At 38.2% G+C, this 15197-nt stretch carries 16 protein-coding genes; 3 read left to right on the top strand and 13 right to left on the bottom strand.

From position 1 onward, the window contains the following. The first annotated feature begins 241 nt into the window (after positions 1–241). On the top strand, positions 242–2113 hold the full coding sequence (locus AB3G38_RS07185; protein ID WP_367867815.1) for a sugar-binding domain-containing protein: 1872 nt from the start codon (positions 242–244) through the stop codon (positions 2111–2113). Here AB3G38_RS07185 and AB3G38_RS07180 read toward each other — a convergent pair. Then, on the bottom strand, positions 2098–2745 hold the full coding sequence (locus tag AB3G38_RS07180; protein WP_367867814.1) for a response regulator: 648 nt from the start codon (positions 2743–2745) through the stop codon (positions 2098–2100). The genes AB3G38_RS07185 and AB3G38_RS07180 overlap by 16 nt on opposite strands. A 479-nt stretch (positions 2746–3224) precedes the next feature. Between AB3G38_RS07180 and AB3G38_RS07175 the strand changes: the two genes are divergently transcribed. Next, positions 3225–3791 carry a chemotaxis protein CheB gene (locus AB3G38_RS07175; RefSeq protein WP_367867813.1) on the top strand — a complete coding sequence of 189 codons (567 nt, stop codon included), beginning with the start codon at positions 3225–3227 and terminating at the stop codon, positions 3789–3791. A 55-nt stretch (positions 3792–3846) separates the two neighbouring features. Here the strand turns inward: AB3G38_RS07175 and AB3G38_RS07170 are convergent, their stop codons facing one another. The 7 genes from AB3G38_RS07170 to AB3G38_RS07140 all read right to left on the bottom strand — a co-directional run bounded on the left by AB3G38_RS07170 (position 3847) and on the right by AB3G38_RS07140 (position 11144). Continuing rightward, positions 3847–4896 carry an aldo/keto reductase gene (locus tag AB3G38_RS07170; RefSeq protein WP_367867812.1) on the bottom strand — a complete coding sequence of 350 codons (1050 nt, stop codon included), beginning with the start codon at positions 4894–4896 and terminating at the stop codon, positions 3847–3849. 24 nt (positions 4897–4920) lie between these two features. Continuing rightward, positions 4921–6282: an amidohydrolase family protein gene (locus AB3G38_RS07165; protein ID WP_367867811.1), complete on the bottom strand. Its 1362-nt coding sequence runs from the start codon at positions 6280–6282 to the stop codon at positions 4921–4923. A gap of 139 nt (positions 6283–6421) precedes the next feature. Beyond that, the gene (locus AB3G38_RS07160) at positions 6422–7204 is read right to left on the bottom strand and encodes a hypothetical protein (protein ID WP_367867810.1); all 783 of its coding nucleotides are present in this window, start codon (positions 7202–7204) and stop codon (positions 6422–6424) included. A 156-nt stretch (positions 7205–7360) separates the two neighbouring features. Continuing rightward, the gene (locus AB3G38_RS07155) at positions 7361–8500 is read right to left on the bottom strand and encodes a sialidase family protein (protein ID WP_367867809.1); all 1140 of its coding nucleotides are present in this window, start codon (positions 8498–8500) and stop codon (positions 7361–7363) included. A gap of 75 nt (positions 8501–8575) precedes the next feature. Beyond that, entirely contained in the window at positions 8576–9943 is a 1368-nt protein-coding gene (locus AB3G38_RS07150) for an NAD-dependent succinate-semialdehyde dehydrogenase (protein ID WP_367867808.1), read from the bottom strand. A gap of 217 nt (positions 9944–10160) precedes the next feature. Beyond that, positions 10161–10292, bottom strand: a complete 132-nt coding sequence (locus tag AB3G38_RS07145) for a twin-arginine translocation signal domain-containing protein (RefSeq protein WP_367867807.1) — start codon at positions 10290–10292, stop codon at positions 10161–10163. Positions 10293–10397: 105 nt separating this feature from the next. Further along, on the bottom strand, positions 10398–11144 hold the full coding sequence (locus AB3G38_RS07140; RefSeq protein WP_367867806.1) for an SDR family oxidoreductase: 747 nt from the start codon (positions 11142–11144) through the stop codon (positions 10398–10400). A 113-nt stretch (positions 11145–11257) separates the two neighbouring features. On the opposite strand from AB3G38_RS07140, the gene AB3G38_RS07135 reads away from it, so the two are divergent. Further along, positions 11258–11686: a winged helix-turn-helix transcriptional regulator gene (locus AB3G38_RS07135; protein ID WP_367867805.1), complete on the top strand. Its 429-nt coding sequence runs from the start codon at positions 11258–11260 to the stop codon at positions 11684–11686. A 153-nt stretch (positions 11687–11839) separates the two neighbouring features. On the opposite strand, the gene AB3G38_RS07130 is transcribed toward AB3G38_RS07135, so the two are convergent. The 5 genes from AB3G38_RS07130 to AB3G38_RS07110 all read right to left on the bottom strand — a co-directional run bounded on the left by AB3G38_RS07130 (position 11840) and on the right by AB3G38_RS07110 (position 14974). Beyond that, positions 11840–11986 carry a hypothetical protein gene (locus AB3G38_RS07130; RefSeq protein ID WP_367867804.1) on the bottom strand — a complete coding sequence of 49 codons (147 nt, stop codon included), beginning with the start codon at positions 11984–11986 and terminating at the stop codon, positions 11840–11842. Continuing rightward, complete coding sequence (locus AB3G38_RS07125; RefSeq protein WP_367867803.1) at positions 11983–12975, bottom strand: hypothetical protein; 993 nt, start codon at positions 12973–12975, stop codon at positions 11983–11985. Before AB3G38_RS07125 ends, AB3G38_RS07130 begins: the two co-directional genes overlap by 4 nt. Positions 12976–13096: 121 nt before the next feature. Beyond that, positions 13097–13327 carry a hypothetical protein gene (locus AB3G38_RS07120; protein ID WP_367867802.1) on the bottom strand — a complete coding sequence of 77 codons (231 nt, stop codon included), beginning with the start codon at positions 13325–13327 and terminating at the stop codon, positions 13097–13099. 992 nt (positions 13328–14319) lie between these two features. After that, the gene (locus AB3G38_RS07115; RefSeq protein WP_367867801.1) at positions 14320–14679 is read right to left on the bottom strand and encodes a type II toxin-antitoxin system HigA family antitoxin; all 360 of its coding nucleotides are present in this window, start codon (positions 14677–14679) and stop codon (positions 14320–14322) included. Further along, a complete protein-coding gene (locus AB3G38_RS07110) occupies positions 14663–14974 on the bottom strand; it encodes a type II toxin-antitoxin system HigB family toxin (protein ID WP_367867800.1) in 312 nt (103 codons plus the stop codon). Before AB3G38_RS07110 ends, AB3G38_RS07115 begins: the two co-directional genes overlap by 17 nt. Between the last annotated feature and the right edge of the window lie 223 nt (positions 14975–15197).

Here is a 15197-nt window from a genome sequence, read left to right as displayed (position 1 = left end):
ACTGCCGGACAGTTGTAATAATTATGCGCCAGAAGGGATCAGCATTTTGTAACAGGTATTTGGTGATTCCGGCTGTACAACTACTCTTTTTTTAAGGGTAAAATACTTGAAATAATTTCAAGATATAAGTTAATTAATTTAAAGTCAGTAGCTTACGTTTGATCGGTGTTGGGGTGTTTGGTTGATCTTTAAAGTTCTGATCTGGATGGAATGAAAATTGTAAAATTCCTCCTGACAGATTATGGAAGAGAAAAAACATCCAAATTATAGTTTAACAAAATGTAAAGATGACTCCGGAAGTGATGAAGGATTAATAAATCCTTTACCCAGGGCTGTGATCAGGCCAAACTCATTTATCCTTCTTGATGGGGACTGGAACTTCGAGCTGGATACTGAGAATAAAGGATTAATAGAATCCTGGTACATTTCCCACCAATTTACAAAAAAGGCATCCTGGCCAGGTAGTGTAGAAGCACATATGAATGCTATAAATCCAAAAGGTAACCATTGGATAAATCAGGTTATTGTTTGGTATGAAAGAGAATTCCCGCTTCCCGAAATGAGTGAAAATCAATCCAAGCTGCAATTACAGCTCACGTTTGGTGCCTGCGGGTACGAGACCAGGGTTTGGCTTAACGGATTTCCTTTAAAAACTATTGAGGGTGAAGAAATTCATAAAGGTGCATATACTTCTTTTTCATATGAACTTGACAAAGCTATACTTGTAGCAGATAACCGGCTAACTGTACGGATAGAGGGAAATATGGATGCAGATATTACCCGGGGCAAACAAGAATCTGTTGTATACAAACGTGGCGGAATCTGGTATCAGACTTATACCGGGGGAGTTCGCAGCGTATGGCTGGAAACTGTAGAATGTAACAGGCTGCGGTCAAGAGTCGGTCTGGTCAGTTTAGTTGAAGATAATTTAGTACGTTTTAATTTAACTACCAGAATCCATAACCCCGGTAGTTATCAGGTCAGGCTTCGTGTGTTTAACAAGTATGGGCCTGATAATCATCTGGTTGCTGAGGATGTTTATCCGTTGATACTTGAGGCTGGCCAGAAACAGCAACGGCTTGTGATTGAAATACCAGATGCTGTGTTGTGGTCTGTTAATTCCCCTCATTTATACTTGTTAAAAGCACAGCTCATTGATGCAGAAGGATATATAGCAGAAATTGAAACTCGTTTTGGTCTGAGAAAAATTGAAGCGAGGGGTTCTGCTATTTATTTAAATAATCAGCCTGTTTATTTAAACGGTATTCTTTACCAGCCGGGCATAGCGGATTATGAGCAGATTAAAAGACATATGCATGCAATGAAAGCGCTGGGCTGTAATTTGATACGGATACATATTGCCGGGGTAGACCCCAGGATCTATAACCTGGCAGATAAACTTGGGCTGTTAATTTGGGTTGAGGTTCCAAGTCCTCATCGCTCAACCGAAATCAGCAGGAAAAACCATAAGGATGAATTGTTAAGAATGCTGACGTTGATAGGTACACATCCTTCCATCATTATCTGGAGCCTCTATAATGAAAGCTGGGGCATTCAGGATATTGCCACAAATACAGAGGCCAGAAATTATTTGATGGATATGTATCATTATATGAAAATCGCTTATCCTCAATTTCTGGTGGTTGATAATGATGGTTGGCAGCATATTTCTTTCGAGGGAAGACTAAAGAGTGATTTATTGACAGCTCATTTATATACCCCTGATCTGGAAAAGTGGAAAAATCAGCTGGATCTGCTTATTGAAGACCGGTCGGAAGGGGTTACCGCATTGCCGCTGATTGCAGGAGACCCTTTCTTTTTCCGAAGACAGGTACCTTTAATTATCAGTGAATGGGGAGGATTTGGTTTTATAGCTTATGGAGGCCCGGAAAACAACCAGGAAAAAGTAGAAAAAATTAAGCTATTTAAAAAAGAACTAAAAAAACATTTCATTGCCGGGGATATCTATACTCAGGCAACTGATATTGAAGAAGAGAAAAATGGATTGATAGACTTTTCTACAGGAACCCTTAAGGTTCCTGCAGGGTTGTTAAGTTCTGATTTTTCTGATGATCATCATTTCGATCAGCATGATGATCATGTCAGGAGCTGAGCTTTTGCAGCATATCTGATCAGGGTAGCTGTATTTGTAGAATTTGTTTTTTGCAGCAGACTTTGCCGGTGTCCTTCAACAGTTCTTTTGCTTAAAAAAAGTTTTTCTGCTATATCTATGTTGGTTAAACCATCCGCAATTAAAAGAAGGATTTCTAACTCTCTGGATGAAAAATCATCAGACTGAAGAAAGAGGGAATTAGCGGAAGTATCATTTAATGTCATTTTAAATATTTTTTCAACAAGTTCAGCGCTGATATAGGTATGACCATCATAAATTCTTTTTATTGCAAAGACGAGTTCTTCTGTGTCCGCATTTTTAAGCAGGTACCCGGAAGCCCCTTCATTTAAACATGCTGTAATTCGTTTTACGTCATCATGCATAGAAAGGACGATAGTTTTTATATTCGGGTTTGTCATTTTTAAATGGGTGATCAGTTCCAGACCTGACATTTCAGGCATATTTAAATCAGTAATCAAAACATCTATTTCTTTATTTGCTTTTGTAAATTCTATGACTTCTGAACCACTTGAACATTGTTTAATAATCTTTAGCCATTCCAGGTTTTCCAGTAACTTTGTAATTGCGTCGCTAACAATGGAATGGTCATCTGCCAACATTGCATTTATCATATATGTGTTTTTTAATGGATAATAGTAAAAAGAAACCTCTTTCTGTGCATCATGCTGTTTGTCTGTTAATTTTTCATAGTTTATGAGTTATTTTTTTTGCTTTTAGACCAGAAAAAGACAACTAGTCCGATAATTACAATTAATAATGCTGTAGCGAGTGGAATGATCATAATTTTAGTTTAATGTTTATGATAATATTAGTTTTTCAGAACAACAATCCTGCATAGAAGCTGTTTTGAAGTTATATACGTGTTTTAAAAGTCAGATACTCATCGTAAAAGCGTATAAAAATGAGCAGATGATCTTTTTACAGGTGATTTCCTCATTTGATTTAAATTGTTTACAGGTAAAAATACTATCATTAGTAGTCAAGTACTCCTTATTAAACTCTTTGAAACAAAGATTTATAAACCAGTATTTGAATTAATCAGTAAGGGAGCTGAAATCCGAAAAAATAATAAAACTTTAAATAATCAATTATGAATAGATTTTATGTATTGGGTATTGGTGCTAGTACAGGGGCACAACAATCTTTAAGTGAATTTTTTAATACCCTTGATTCTGATCTGCCTGTTGCCATTATTTTTGTTTCGCCTATGCATGATGATTACCTGAAAAAAACGGAAGAAATTTTACATCATAAAACCAAAATGAAAATAAGCATTCTTGAGGAAGATATGACTATTGAGAAAGGCAATGTTTATTTAATCCCGGAAAAATTTGTTTTGAGAACAGAATGCGGCAGGTTAAAGGTCATGCCGCGGAAATTAGTAAATGAAAATATTATTGATATTTTTTTTGAGTCTCTTGCCAATGATTACAGGGAACTGGCTGTTGGAATTATTTTGTCTGGCAGGGGCAAGGATGGTGTAAAAGGTGCTATGAAAATTAGTAACCAGGGAGGTTGTGTACTTGTTCAGGAGCCATTTTCTGCATTATATCAATCACTTCCCCGTGAGGTAGTTAAGGTAGATCATCCTTATAAGGTTCTTCCGGCCGTTCGTCTGGCAGCATTAGTTAACCAAAAGTTCCGCCAATTGTTATAAAGCGGGGAACCGTGACAAAATGAGGGTACTTTTGAGGCACCCTCATTTTCTGTCTTTATAATTTACCGTAGAAATCCGGTGTAGGGTTTAATGACTTATTCTGCCATTGATGCCAGTAAGGGTAAGTTGGCGGCACAGTGCTGGCTTTATCCAGTTTCTTCACCTGATCTGCGTTAAGGTTCCATCCAATAGCCTCCAGATTTTGTTTCAACTGTTCTTCATTGCGTGCACCAATAATGATGCTCGATACAGTTGGACGCTGTAATAGCCAGTTCAGTGCTACCTGTGCTACTGTTTTGTTTGTTTCCTCAGCTACCTCTTCCAGCGCATCAATCGTATTGTAAAATACGTCTTCTCTGACCACCATCTCCGGAACAGGACTGCCACCCTGTGCTACCCGTCCTTCTTTCGGAACAGGCTTGTTACGCCCATATTTACCACCTAAGCGGCCAGCAGAAAGTGGCGACCAGATAATTGCACCTACATTTTGATCAAGTCCAAGCGGCATCAGTTCCCACTCATATTCGCGGTTTGCCAGGGAGTAATAAACCTGATGAGCTATATAGCGGTTCCAGCTGTTTTTCTCTGATGCTCCCAGTGACTTCATCAAATGCCAGCCTGAAAAGTTAGAAGCTGCAATATAGCGGACCTTACCACTCTGTACCAGGTCGTCCAATGTTCTGAGTGTTTCCTCTACCGGGGTATTGCCATCAAAACCATGCATGTGGTAAACATCGATATAGTCCGTGCCCAGGCGTTTCAAACTACCTTCAATCTGCTTTAAAATATGAAAGCGTGAGGAGCCCTGGTTATTAGGCCCCTCACCAAAAGTAAAGGTTGATTTGGTGGAAATGATCAGTTTATCTCTTTGTTTACCGGCGATAGCTTTTCCAAGCACTTCTTCTGCCAGTCCGTCTGAATAAATGTCTGCGGTATCAAAAAAGTTTACACCTGCTTCCAGGCAAATATCGATGAGCCTCTTTGCTTCTTCGGCTTCTGTACTTCCCCATGCTTTGAAAAAATCATTGCCACCACCAAATGTAGCTGTTCCAAAACTCAGTACTGGTACATGTAATCCCGATGCGCCTAATTGTCTGTATTCCATTTTTCTTTTTTTTTAATATATAATCTATTTTAATGGCCCTTTGCTCACCTCTTTTCCCGCTTTGTATATGGCGAAAATTTTACGGGTGTTTTTAATGTCCGTAGCTGGATTGGCATCTATAATCAGCAAGTCGGCTGTTTTTCCTTTCGCTATAGTACCAAATTTCTGGTCTATCTTTAGCAACCGGGCGGCATTTCTGGTACCAGAAGTAATGGCCTGTAACGGGGTTAATCCAGCCTGTACCATCAATTCCAACTCCAGATGTTCGCTGAAACCCTGGGCCCTTACTGGCGTAGCACCACTATCGGTGCCCATTGCTATCAGTATACCTGCATCGCTGAGCTTTTTAAGATTTTTAAGTGCTGTTTCAAAAGCTTTTACGTTTTTAGCGTAGGCCGGTGAATTTTTCAGGTCGCTCTGGTACTTCTCTGAAGTGATCATTTCATATACGCCGGGTTCCAGTGAATTCCTGAAAAAAGGATCATTCAGCCAATCCGGTTTACGCGCATAGATATAGGCAAATTCATCCAGTGACAGGGTAGGGATGTAAGCTACATTTTTTGCTTTCATCTGCTGTACCAGTGCATCATCAATTACGCTGTCCCTGATGCTGTGCCCGATAATGTCCAGGCCATCATTAACGAGTTTGCGTGCATCGCCCAGATAATAGGCATGTGCTGCTACGCGCAGATTGCGCTGGTGTGCCTCAGTAATGATCCGCTGATAGATTTCAGGTTTCATCTTCATGAATTTACCGCCGAAATCGTCCACCCACATTTTTACCATTTCTGGTTTTACTTTTAACAGGCTGTCCATTTCGGCAGGTACTTGTGCTGCGGAAGCAGGACGATATACATTGTCCATTCCAAATTCTGCGGGCGGCGCGCCTTCAGGAACACCAAAACCATAACCGGCAGAATGTATCCGCGCACCAGGCAGTAAACCGTTCACGGACGAATCACGAAGACCACTTTCAAATAACTGCGGCCGGTCAGTACCCAGGATCATGATATTGTTAACCCCATAGTCCTGATATTTTTTCAGCTGGGCCATAATATTCTCTCGTGTATAGTTTACTGCTTTGGTACTTGTCCCTTTCAATGTACCAATATGCAGATGTGCACTGATGAGTGCAGGCATAATGGTTTTGCCTTTAAGGTTAATAACATGCAGTCCATCAGTCTTCAGTTTGCTTCCTATTGCTGCTATACTATCTCCCTGTATCAGGATATCCATATGCTCTTGCGGCTTGCCGCCATTTCCATCGATCAATGTAACGTCTTTCAATAAAGTACCGCCATTACCTGGTAAATCTGCGCTTTTAAAGGAGGGCATCAGCAGGGCTGTGCTCAGCAATAAAACTCCTATAGTGATAAGGGTTTTCATATTTGATAATGTTTTACAGGTATTGTTTGTTATAAACCTTCAATAGTGATGCTTTGTTTTTCTGAGCTATATGAATTCCGGCTTTCTTACAAAACCTGGTAAAGCTATTTTGTTTGCTTTGCAGGAATCTGGTTTTTTGTTATAGCTTAAGTCGTTTTAAGATTTCATCCTTCATCTTTTTAGTTTTAGCAAAAGTCAACAAGCTTTCTAAGGTTTGCCGGTTTGCTCTCTTATGGGCTAGTATATATTGATGGAAGTATTTATCACCTTTTTTAATTAACTGATTAACTATTTCAGGCTTATTATAGCTGGCATCAAATTCTGTCATCATTTCTTCCAGTTTATAGTGGTCTTCGGCATTTTGATCGGAAGTATACTGTGTCAGTATTTGTACCAGAAGCTCCTCTTGCGCAGTTACGAATAGAAAAACAAATATCGTTAAACCCCAGCCTAAATGTTCGCTGTTCACACTATTCTCAGGGAGATAGAATTGCGTTGAAAAGTAAAATAGTCTATCCTGATAGGTGGGGATATTTGCTTCCGTGACCTTCCATTTTGGAGCACGGTGTAAATAAAGAATATCCTTTTTCCTGAGCATATCTACACATTCATCCAGTGTTTGATCGTTTTCTCTTTTATACATCAAAGAATTGTTCTGAGCCAGAAAATGCTGAACGTTTTCGCCGGTTTCCAGATTTTTCTCGATCACAATAAATTCATGCCTTCTTGAATCTCCATATTGCGTCATCCCGGCATTTATATATGCTCCAAAGAGATACAATTCACGAGGGAATTTACTTTTCAGTTTTTCTAATTCTTCTTGTCCCATTGTTATTTTTCCGATAAATACAGTTGGGGTGTTTTTAATTTCAGGATTAGGAAAGCCGAGATCAAGAGGTGCTGCTTTTATATTTAAATTCATCGTTTAAGAGTTATTCAATTGGTTTGAATTGTTTTTTTGAAATATAATTTCTTTTAAAAAAGAGCCAAGGTTTTTATAGCATGTGAAAATGAATATTTAAGGTCAATTCAGACATTTATGCAGGGGGATGATTAAGTTGGATTTACGAAATGGTAATTATTTATTACTAATCATTTTTCTTTCATTAAACACTTTCACTATACTCGCATCGTAATCTGCCGACAGTACATCACTTTCTGTAAAAACAGTCATGATGATCTGCTGATCCAGAGTCCGGTTGTAATCATAGGCCAGATAAATTCTGCCATCCAAAGCCTGTTGTGCATCCGGATAGGAAACGCCTGCCCTTTCATCAATCAGCAATCCTCTTGACCAGGTTTTGCCATCATCTTTAGAAATGAAGGCCATCAGATGTGACCGGCCTGTTTTTACTGCTATCGGGCCATGTTTGATCAGCAGTAAATTTCCTGAATTCAACCTGCGGATAAAAAATCTTGAGCTGGTATGAAGGAAAGCTGACGGCTTTATGGCCGACCAGCTTTTACCTTTGTCTTTAGAAAAGCTTTCAGCTATTCCATATCTTGTTCTGAGTAACATCCATAGTGATCCATCTTTAAGCTCTGTCAGCATGTGCTCATCAAATTCTCTGTCAGCCTTAGGTACATCACAGGCACCTTTTACAGTCCAGTTTGCTCCTTTATCGGCAGACACTACTACTTTTGCACTCTCATCAGTTAACCTCCAGGTAGAAACTGGCAAAAGCCATTCACCTGTCGACAAAACCGTTGGCTTACACATCATTATTCCGTCGGAAAGTCTTTTTGCCGAGGTCCAGACCGGGTTTTCAGCATTAGGATCATTAGTCGTCATAGCCCACACTCCGGCTATAGAACCTTCCAGACCTATGGTCTGCGCCCAGAACAGCCAGAGTTTACCTGTCGGATCTATCCAGATTTCTGGGTCATATGCCCTGACTGGCCCTTTTTCATCAGGATCTACGACCAGTATTTCCTTCCATGTAACACCCTGATCCTTACTGGTTGCCAGTACCACGTAATTGTTTGCATCTTCACCAGATGTCATGCCGGCATACCAGGTAGCCCATAAAGTGCCACCCGGGGTAACAGTAATACTTGGAATACCTGAGAATTTCCGGCTATGCTCCGCATATTTATAGAAATTACCTGGATCGTTGATGACTTTCGGCGCATGCTTAAAGGCCTGATTTTCCTGCGCGGACAACATTTCGATATTACCTAAAGTCAATAATAACAGGGATAGCAGGGTGATTTTCATGGATATCTGGAAATAAATTCAATTCATGTGAATATAATTAAAAAATGAGGAAACATATGGTTTTATTTTCCATGACTATTGAATATATACAGTTTTGATATTTACAAATTCAAGTATACCGAAGCCACCTAATTCACGGCCATAACCAGAAGTTTTTATACCTCCAAATGGGAGGCGCGGATCAGACTGTACGCGTTGATTTACAAAAGCTGAACCAGCTTCTAATGCTGTTGCGGCAATACGTTCACCCTTGGCAATGTCTTGGGTAAATACTGCAGAACCCAGGCCGAAAATGCTATCATTGGCAATACGAATAGCGTCGTTTTCATCTTTTGCTGAAATAATCGATGCAACCGGACCAAATAATTCCTCCTCATAACCGGTCATTCCTGGCAATACATTAGTTAAAATAGTTGGTGGATAATAGGCATTGTCGCCTTCAGGGATCTCACCGCCTAATATACAAACGGCCCCTTTTTCAATAGATTTAACTACTTGTGCATGAAGTTCATCACGCAGGTCAGCTCGTGATTGCGGACCTACATCCGTGTTTATATCCAATGGGTTTCCCATGACCTGGTCCTTCATTTTTTGGAGGAATAAGCTGGTGAACTCTTCAATTACTGATTCTTCAACAACGAATCTTTTGGCAGCAATACAGCTCTGACCGCTATTGGTCAGACGGCTGGTTACACATACCTCTGCCGCATTTTCGAGATCTGCATCTGCAAGTACTACATAAGCATCGCTGCCGCCTAATTCCAACACTACTTTTTTAAGCATCGCCCCGGCTTTGCTTGCTACACTCATACCGGCGTTAGTACTGCCTGTCAAAGTCACGGCTTTAATATGTGGATTTTCAATGATCTTTTCAACTTGCGAACTACCGATTAAAAGTGTCTGAAAAACGTGAGCAGGGAAGCCTGCCTGAATGATCATTTCCTCAATAACCAATGCGCAGCCGGGAACGTTTGAAGCATGTTTTAAAACCCCGCAATTTCCTGCTATCAAAGCTGGTGCTAAAAAGCGGAATACCTGGAATAAAGGGAAGTTCCATGGCATGACTGCTAAAACTATACCTATTGGCTGGAAAGAAGCATAACTTTTTGATGCTTCAGTCTCAATAAGCTGATCAGCAAGGAAACCTTCGCCATTAGCGGCATAATACTCACACGTAAGTGCGCATTTCTCTGCTTCAGCTAATCCTTGTTTAACAGGCTTTCCCATTTCGTTGGCCATCAGGACCGCCAATTCATCCTTGCGTTCCCTTACAATAGCAGCAAGTCTGTTCATCAGGGTTCTGCGTTGTTGGTGGCTGGTCTTTTTCCAACTTAACCAGGCCGTATGTGTCTGTTCTATTTTTTCTGCAATCTGTTGTTCTGTGAGTGTTGTGTATGTTTTGATGGGCTGTCCGTTCACTGGATTGATTGATGTAATTTTCATAATGATTTATTTTACTCAATTTCTAAGTATATGATGCCTGCAGCAACAACGCCACAAGATATTTTAAGAGAACACCTTGCAAAGACCATTAGTTTGACTGATAATGAGTTTAATCATTTTTTTTCTTCCTGTAATATCCTCAGGGTGTTGTCACTACGGCGCAGAAAGTTAGCATTGTAACCAACTGCGGTTTTTCCGGTTACTTTTTTGATCACATCTAAACCATCTTTGATGAATTAGGGGTATAAATCCTATCCGGTTTTTCAGCCATCGCTATTTGATTTGCACCAACAATACCTGCCACTGATAGCAGGCCCGTTTGTTTAATAAAATCTCTTCTGTTTGTCATAAGTGTAATGTTTACAAGCTTATCTTAAATGAATTCTGATTGGTCGATATGCTTATTCATCAACATTGTTCCTAAACAAGAACAGTGTTGATTAAGCATGTTGATTTAATATAATCCCTGATTAAACTTAGCTATAGCTGCTTGAGGGTTAGCGAAGTAGTCAGCGTACTGCTGGTCAGCTTCACCAACAAATATGTCATAACGATCTTCTGTGATACCATTATAAATATCTTCGGCCGCTACTTCCGGTGGCAATCCATGCTGTTCACCACCCATATCTTTAGTGGCATCTGTGTTGATGAGTGATGGCATCACCTCAAAGATTTTAATATTTGTATCTGAGGACAAGGTCAACCGCAAAGCAACAGAATGGGAATGCAAGGCCGCTTTAGCGTCTGAATATGTTGGCAAAACTACCAATGGATGGAATGCTGAATTTGAGGTAATGTTTACAATAGCTGCTTCCGGTTGTTTTTTTAGTAGAGGGAGCAGAGATTCGATTAACCGAACCGGGGCAAAATAGTTGGTTTCAAATTCTTGTCTTGATTTCTCAACAGCATTTGCGCCTTCACCCAATTTATAAACGAAGCCTACCCCGGCATTGTTGATCAGTACGCTAAGATCGCTGTAGTCAGCTTCCAGTTTGCTAACAAGGGCCTTTACTGAATCGCCATCGGTCACATCGCAAACGATATAATTTAACCCTATTTCTTTTGCTGCTTTTTCCAGCTTTTCTGCGTTACGGCCGGATATAATTACTTTGTTACCTTTTTCACTTAAAAATTTTGCTGTTGCATAGCCAATGCCAGAACCACCACCGGTTACCAATACTGTTTTGTTTGTAATGTTCATGATTTGAGTATTAAGTTTGAATATTAATTTTTAAATTTGCTTGCTATTTGCAAGTAAACAAAGGTAATGCATTTAACTTGCAAATTGCAAGTATTTTTTAATATTTTAATGTCATGAAAGAAATTCAGCATCGATCTAACTGTCCCATAGCCTATTCATTAGATTATTTAGGCGACAAGTGGGTACTATTAATTCTAAGAGATCTGATCTTTACCAATAAGTCGAGTTATGGTGATTTCCTCAATTCTGATGAAAAGATCGCCACGAATATTCTTGCTGACCGGCTCAAATTGCTCGAAGCAAACGGATTTATAAGATCTACGGTATCCCCGGAAAAAAAAAACAAGTTTATCTACAGTCTTACAGAGAAAGGCATTGACCTGGTCCCGGTAATTGTTGAGCTGATGATCTGGGGGGCAAAGTATGATTCATCTGATGTAAAAGACGTTGTCAAAAAATTGAAGGAGGATAAAGAGGGCACTATACGGCAACTCCGGGATAAACTATTAGAACGGATTATCAGCATTGTTCCACTGGCATAGGAATGACGACAGATATAGATGGATTTTTTGGTATGGTTTAAAAAACAAAAAAAACCTTCAAATCGTATGGTTTGAAGGGTTTTTTAAATTTTGGGTGGTCTTTAAGTGATCCCGCTGGGATTCGAACCTAGTTCAAATATCAGCGTTTATTCATTATCTGGAAGGTTTTAGATTGGCTACTAATTGTCCCCCAATCTTTGCATGTTCCTGACTAGTAACTACAAGAACAGACGGTGTACTTCCTTTATTACACTTTAAATTTGCCTGATGAATGGTTTTAAGTGCCATAAGTTCTATCATTTATGAAGTATTATTTTTTTAATTTCTGAGGGATCGGAAATAAAATTGGCAACTTTATATTCTTTTCTTTTTATTTGATAAATAAGTGAAGTAGTTTCTTGATTTAATCCAATTTGAAGTGCCTTTCTTTTAATAGAGTCTTGTTGCGTTTTTTTATAATGATAAATCAAGTCTGTACAATCAGACTTATCTGTATTTGTTGTTAACTCATATAAAACATAATTTGGATCATCATGTTTAAGCGATTTTTCCAAAGTAATTTCTTCCTTGTTTTTATTCAATCTGGCTCTTTTTATATGACTTAGTCTATGATTTTGAGCATATTCAAAAGATACATCCCAATTGTCAAAAGAGTCATCAGGTCTGTTCATGTCATGTGTTTTAACTTTTGCGCTAAGAATTTTAAAATCTAAATTTTCTTTATTTGGAAACCAATTTTTATTTAATAACATAAAATCATCAGAATAGTCGCCTAACTGGTCTTTCAGTAAAATTGATAAATCTTTTATAGAGTGGTCATCCACAATATTTTTCTTCAAATAGTTGTAGTAGAGTTCATTTAGTTGGTAAGTGTCATCATTAATCTTTACTATATTTTTGTCAATGAATGATATATTAATGCTATCGGTAAGATTATCCTCAACAAAAATTAATAGCTTTTGTTGACTATTACTCCCTTTTCCCCACGTAAACAGTATCTTCTGCTCACTACCATCTTTCAGTATATTATTATTTAGGTAATTGAAGATCTGAATACTATCTCCTTTTTGATTGAACACCCCAACCAGACTAATTTTAGAGATTTCTAATTTGCCCTTATTAATCTTATCATCTACTTTTACTTGTATATCCTTATACAGTTCTTGAATTAAGATCATAGTATATGGTTTAGGAGCTGAGGGGATTTTATCATCTAATGTGTCAGGCTTTTCATTAATACAACTCATGAAAATAAGGAGAATGAATAATGCAAATAGGTATTTTTTCATAAATAAATAGTAATCTAAGTTATTTCTCTGTTGTTAATCTTTTTGATGTCAGCTTCCAGAAAATACTTTTTCCAGAAGCGATTGTTGCAGAAATTCCATTTGGTTTTTTTACTCCGGTCTCCTAATAAAAACTTCCTGATTTCCAGTTATCCTCATCTGTGAAATTAGCAGCGGGGATATTATATTTGATGCTAAGAACTTCTACATCGACTATTTGAATTTTACCATCCTTACCTTTAACCTTTTTCTTAACGGTTTTTTTCTTATGTTCATGCGTTTCTTCATCCGTATCTGCATCATGCTTTCCAGGATCTGCATAACTAATAGTTTTTGAGCCTGAATTTGCAGCCAAACAGGCATCGTAAATATCCTGCTTTTACGAAAGTTCTCAGCTGCCTTTGGATTTCCATTGTTTGTTTCCTTTTGCCCGGTACAGAACTTTTGAAACAACCTGTACGCCAAACTGCTGCTTTAAAAATGAAATCGTCAAGGATTTCCTTTGAAAATTTACCCGTTAAACTTCCCATAATAAATAAATATCTTTCCACCAATGTAAGCCATTAGCGTTAAAGATTATCCTGATGCGTAAAAAATGTCCGTAATTGTCCGCAGCTGTCTGCAATTGTCCGCTTTGTCCATGGGTTAGTCAAAGGGAAAATTATAATTTCATTCATCTTCAACTAGTTATGGTTTGGTTGTGCCTGAGTGGTGGTCGGGATGACACCAGGTTGAGAACGGGCTTTAACTATGGCAAGTCCAAGTCATTTCAACTAGTTGTTTTGACTTGGACTTGCCATGCTCTCACGTTACTTTAGCATTGCTCTTACCCTAACGAGTACTCAGGCAATACTCAGGCAGTACCCGGACGATATAGCTTTATGATTTAGCTATTTTGAATTTATTTACGAACAGCCCGGCCTTGTTTCCCCTGAGTCATTCCCAGGCAAATTGAAAGCTTTCAGCGCAACTTCCAGCGGCATAAGAGCATCCGTGACAGCAAACACTTTCTGTTTAGCGTGTCAAAATTTATGCTTAAAAAAGAGCCTGCTCCACAAGTCTGTGACTTGATCCATTTAATGCTTAATTTTGATATATACCTTAAACGAAAAAATCTTGCAATCATATGATTTGCAAGATTTTACGTAGTTTTTATACTATTCTCTGTGATCCTGCTGGGATTTGAACCTAGTCCAAATATCAGCGTTTAAATAGTATTTTGTGCGGTTTTCAATTTTGACTCACCTAATCGCTCACCATTTTTTTCGATACGTTTTAGCTGCAATTGCTATATTATAAAGATAATAGAACTTAGATTTTAATTCAATATTTTTTAAAATTTTGCAGTTAGTAAGCCTGAATTAGAACATTAGCAGGAATGTGAAGTACATCTGTTAATTTCCGGATCATAGACAAGCTTAGTTTCCTTTTTCCCGATAGAACCTCTGATTTCCTTGAACGGGTACCTAATAAGTCGCTAAGTTCATTTTCAGACAAATTCATTTGTTCCATCCGAAACTTTATAGCCTCTATTGGATTAGGATAAGAAACAGGATAATGCACTAATTCATATTCCTTAATTAATAGACTCAAGATTTCCAATTCATCAGAAATTGCAGAACCTTCTACGATATCAGTTTGCATCAACTCATACACATGAGCTAGAGCATTATCGTATTCTTTCTCAGTTTTAATTGGTTTTAACATAACTAATTGTTTTAGCATTTATTTTATCATACTGTTTATGCGAACCAAACCAGACAACAAACACAATTTTCAATCTATATTCTATATCTACTATTAGGCGATAACTATTGCCGTGTATGTTAAATACAACTCTTTTTTCATTTAAAACAGAAGCATTTTTATATTGTGCTTTTAATTCATTAGGATTATTCCATAGTGCAGAAACGGCCTCTTCATACCAGCTCAATAACGCCTGTTCTGCCTGATGGAATTCATCAATATAATCCTTTAGAGTCTTTATTGCTATCACTCGCATATTTAACAAATATACTAATTTGTTCCCAAAACGGTAACATTTTGTGTTGTTAATTTCTTTTTCAAATTTATATATGTATACGGATAAATTTGATATAAGACTTCTTATTTCAAATGCTAACTTAGCAGAGAAAATGCGTGACAATTTGATCAGAAGAAACACAACATGGGAGATAAAGATCAGATTTCTAAGAATCAGGAATCAATCAAAGAAATTGAAAAGG

The organism is Pedobacter sp. WC2423 (assembly GCF_040822065.1).
GTDB lineage: Bacteria > Bacteroidota > Bacteroidia > Sphingobacteriales > Sphingobacteriaceae > Pedobacter.
The sequence above is the reverse complement of the archived record's forward strand: the minus strand, read 5'-3'. Positions and strand labels throughout refer to the sequence as shown.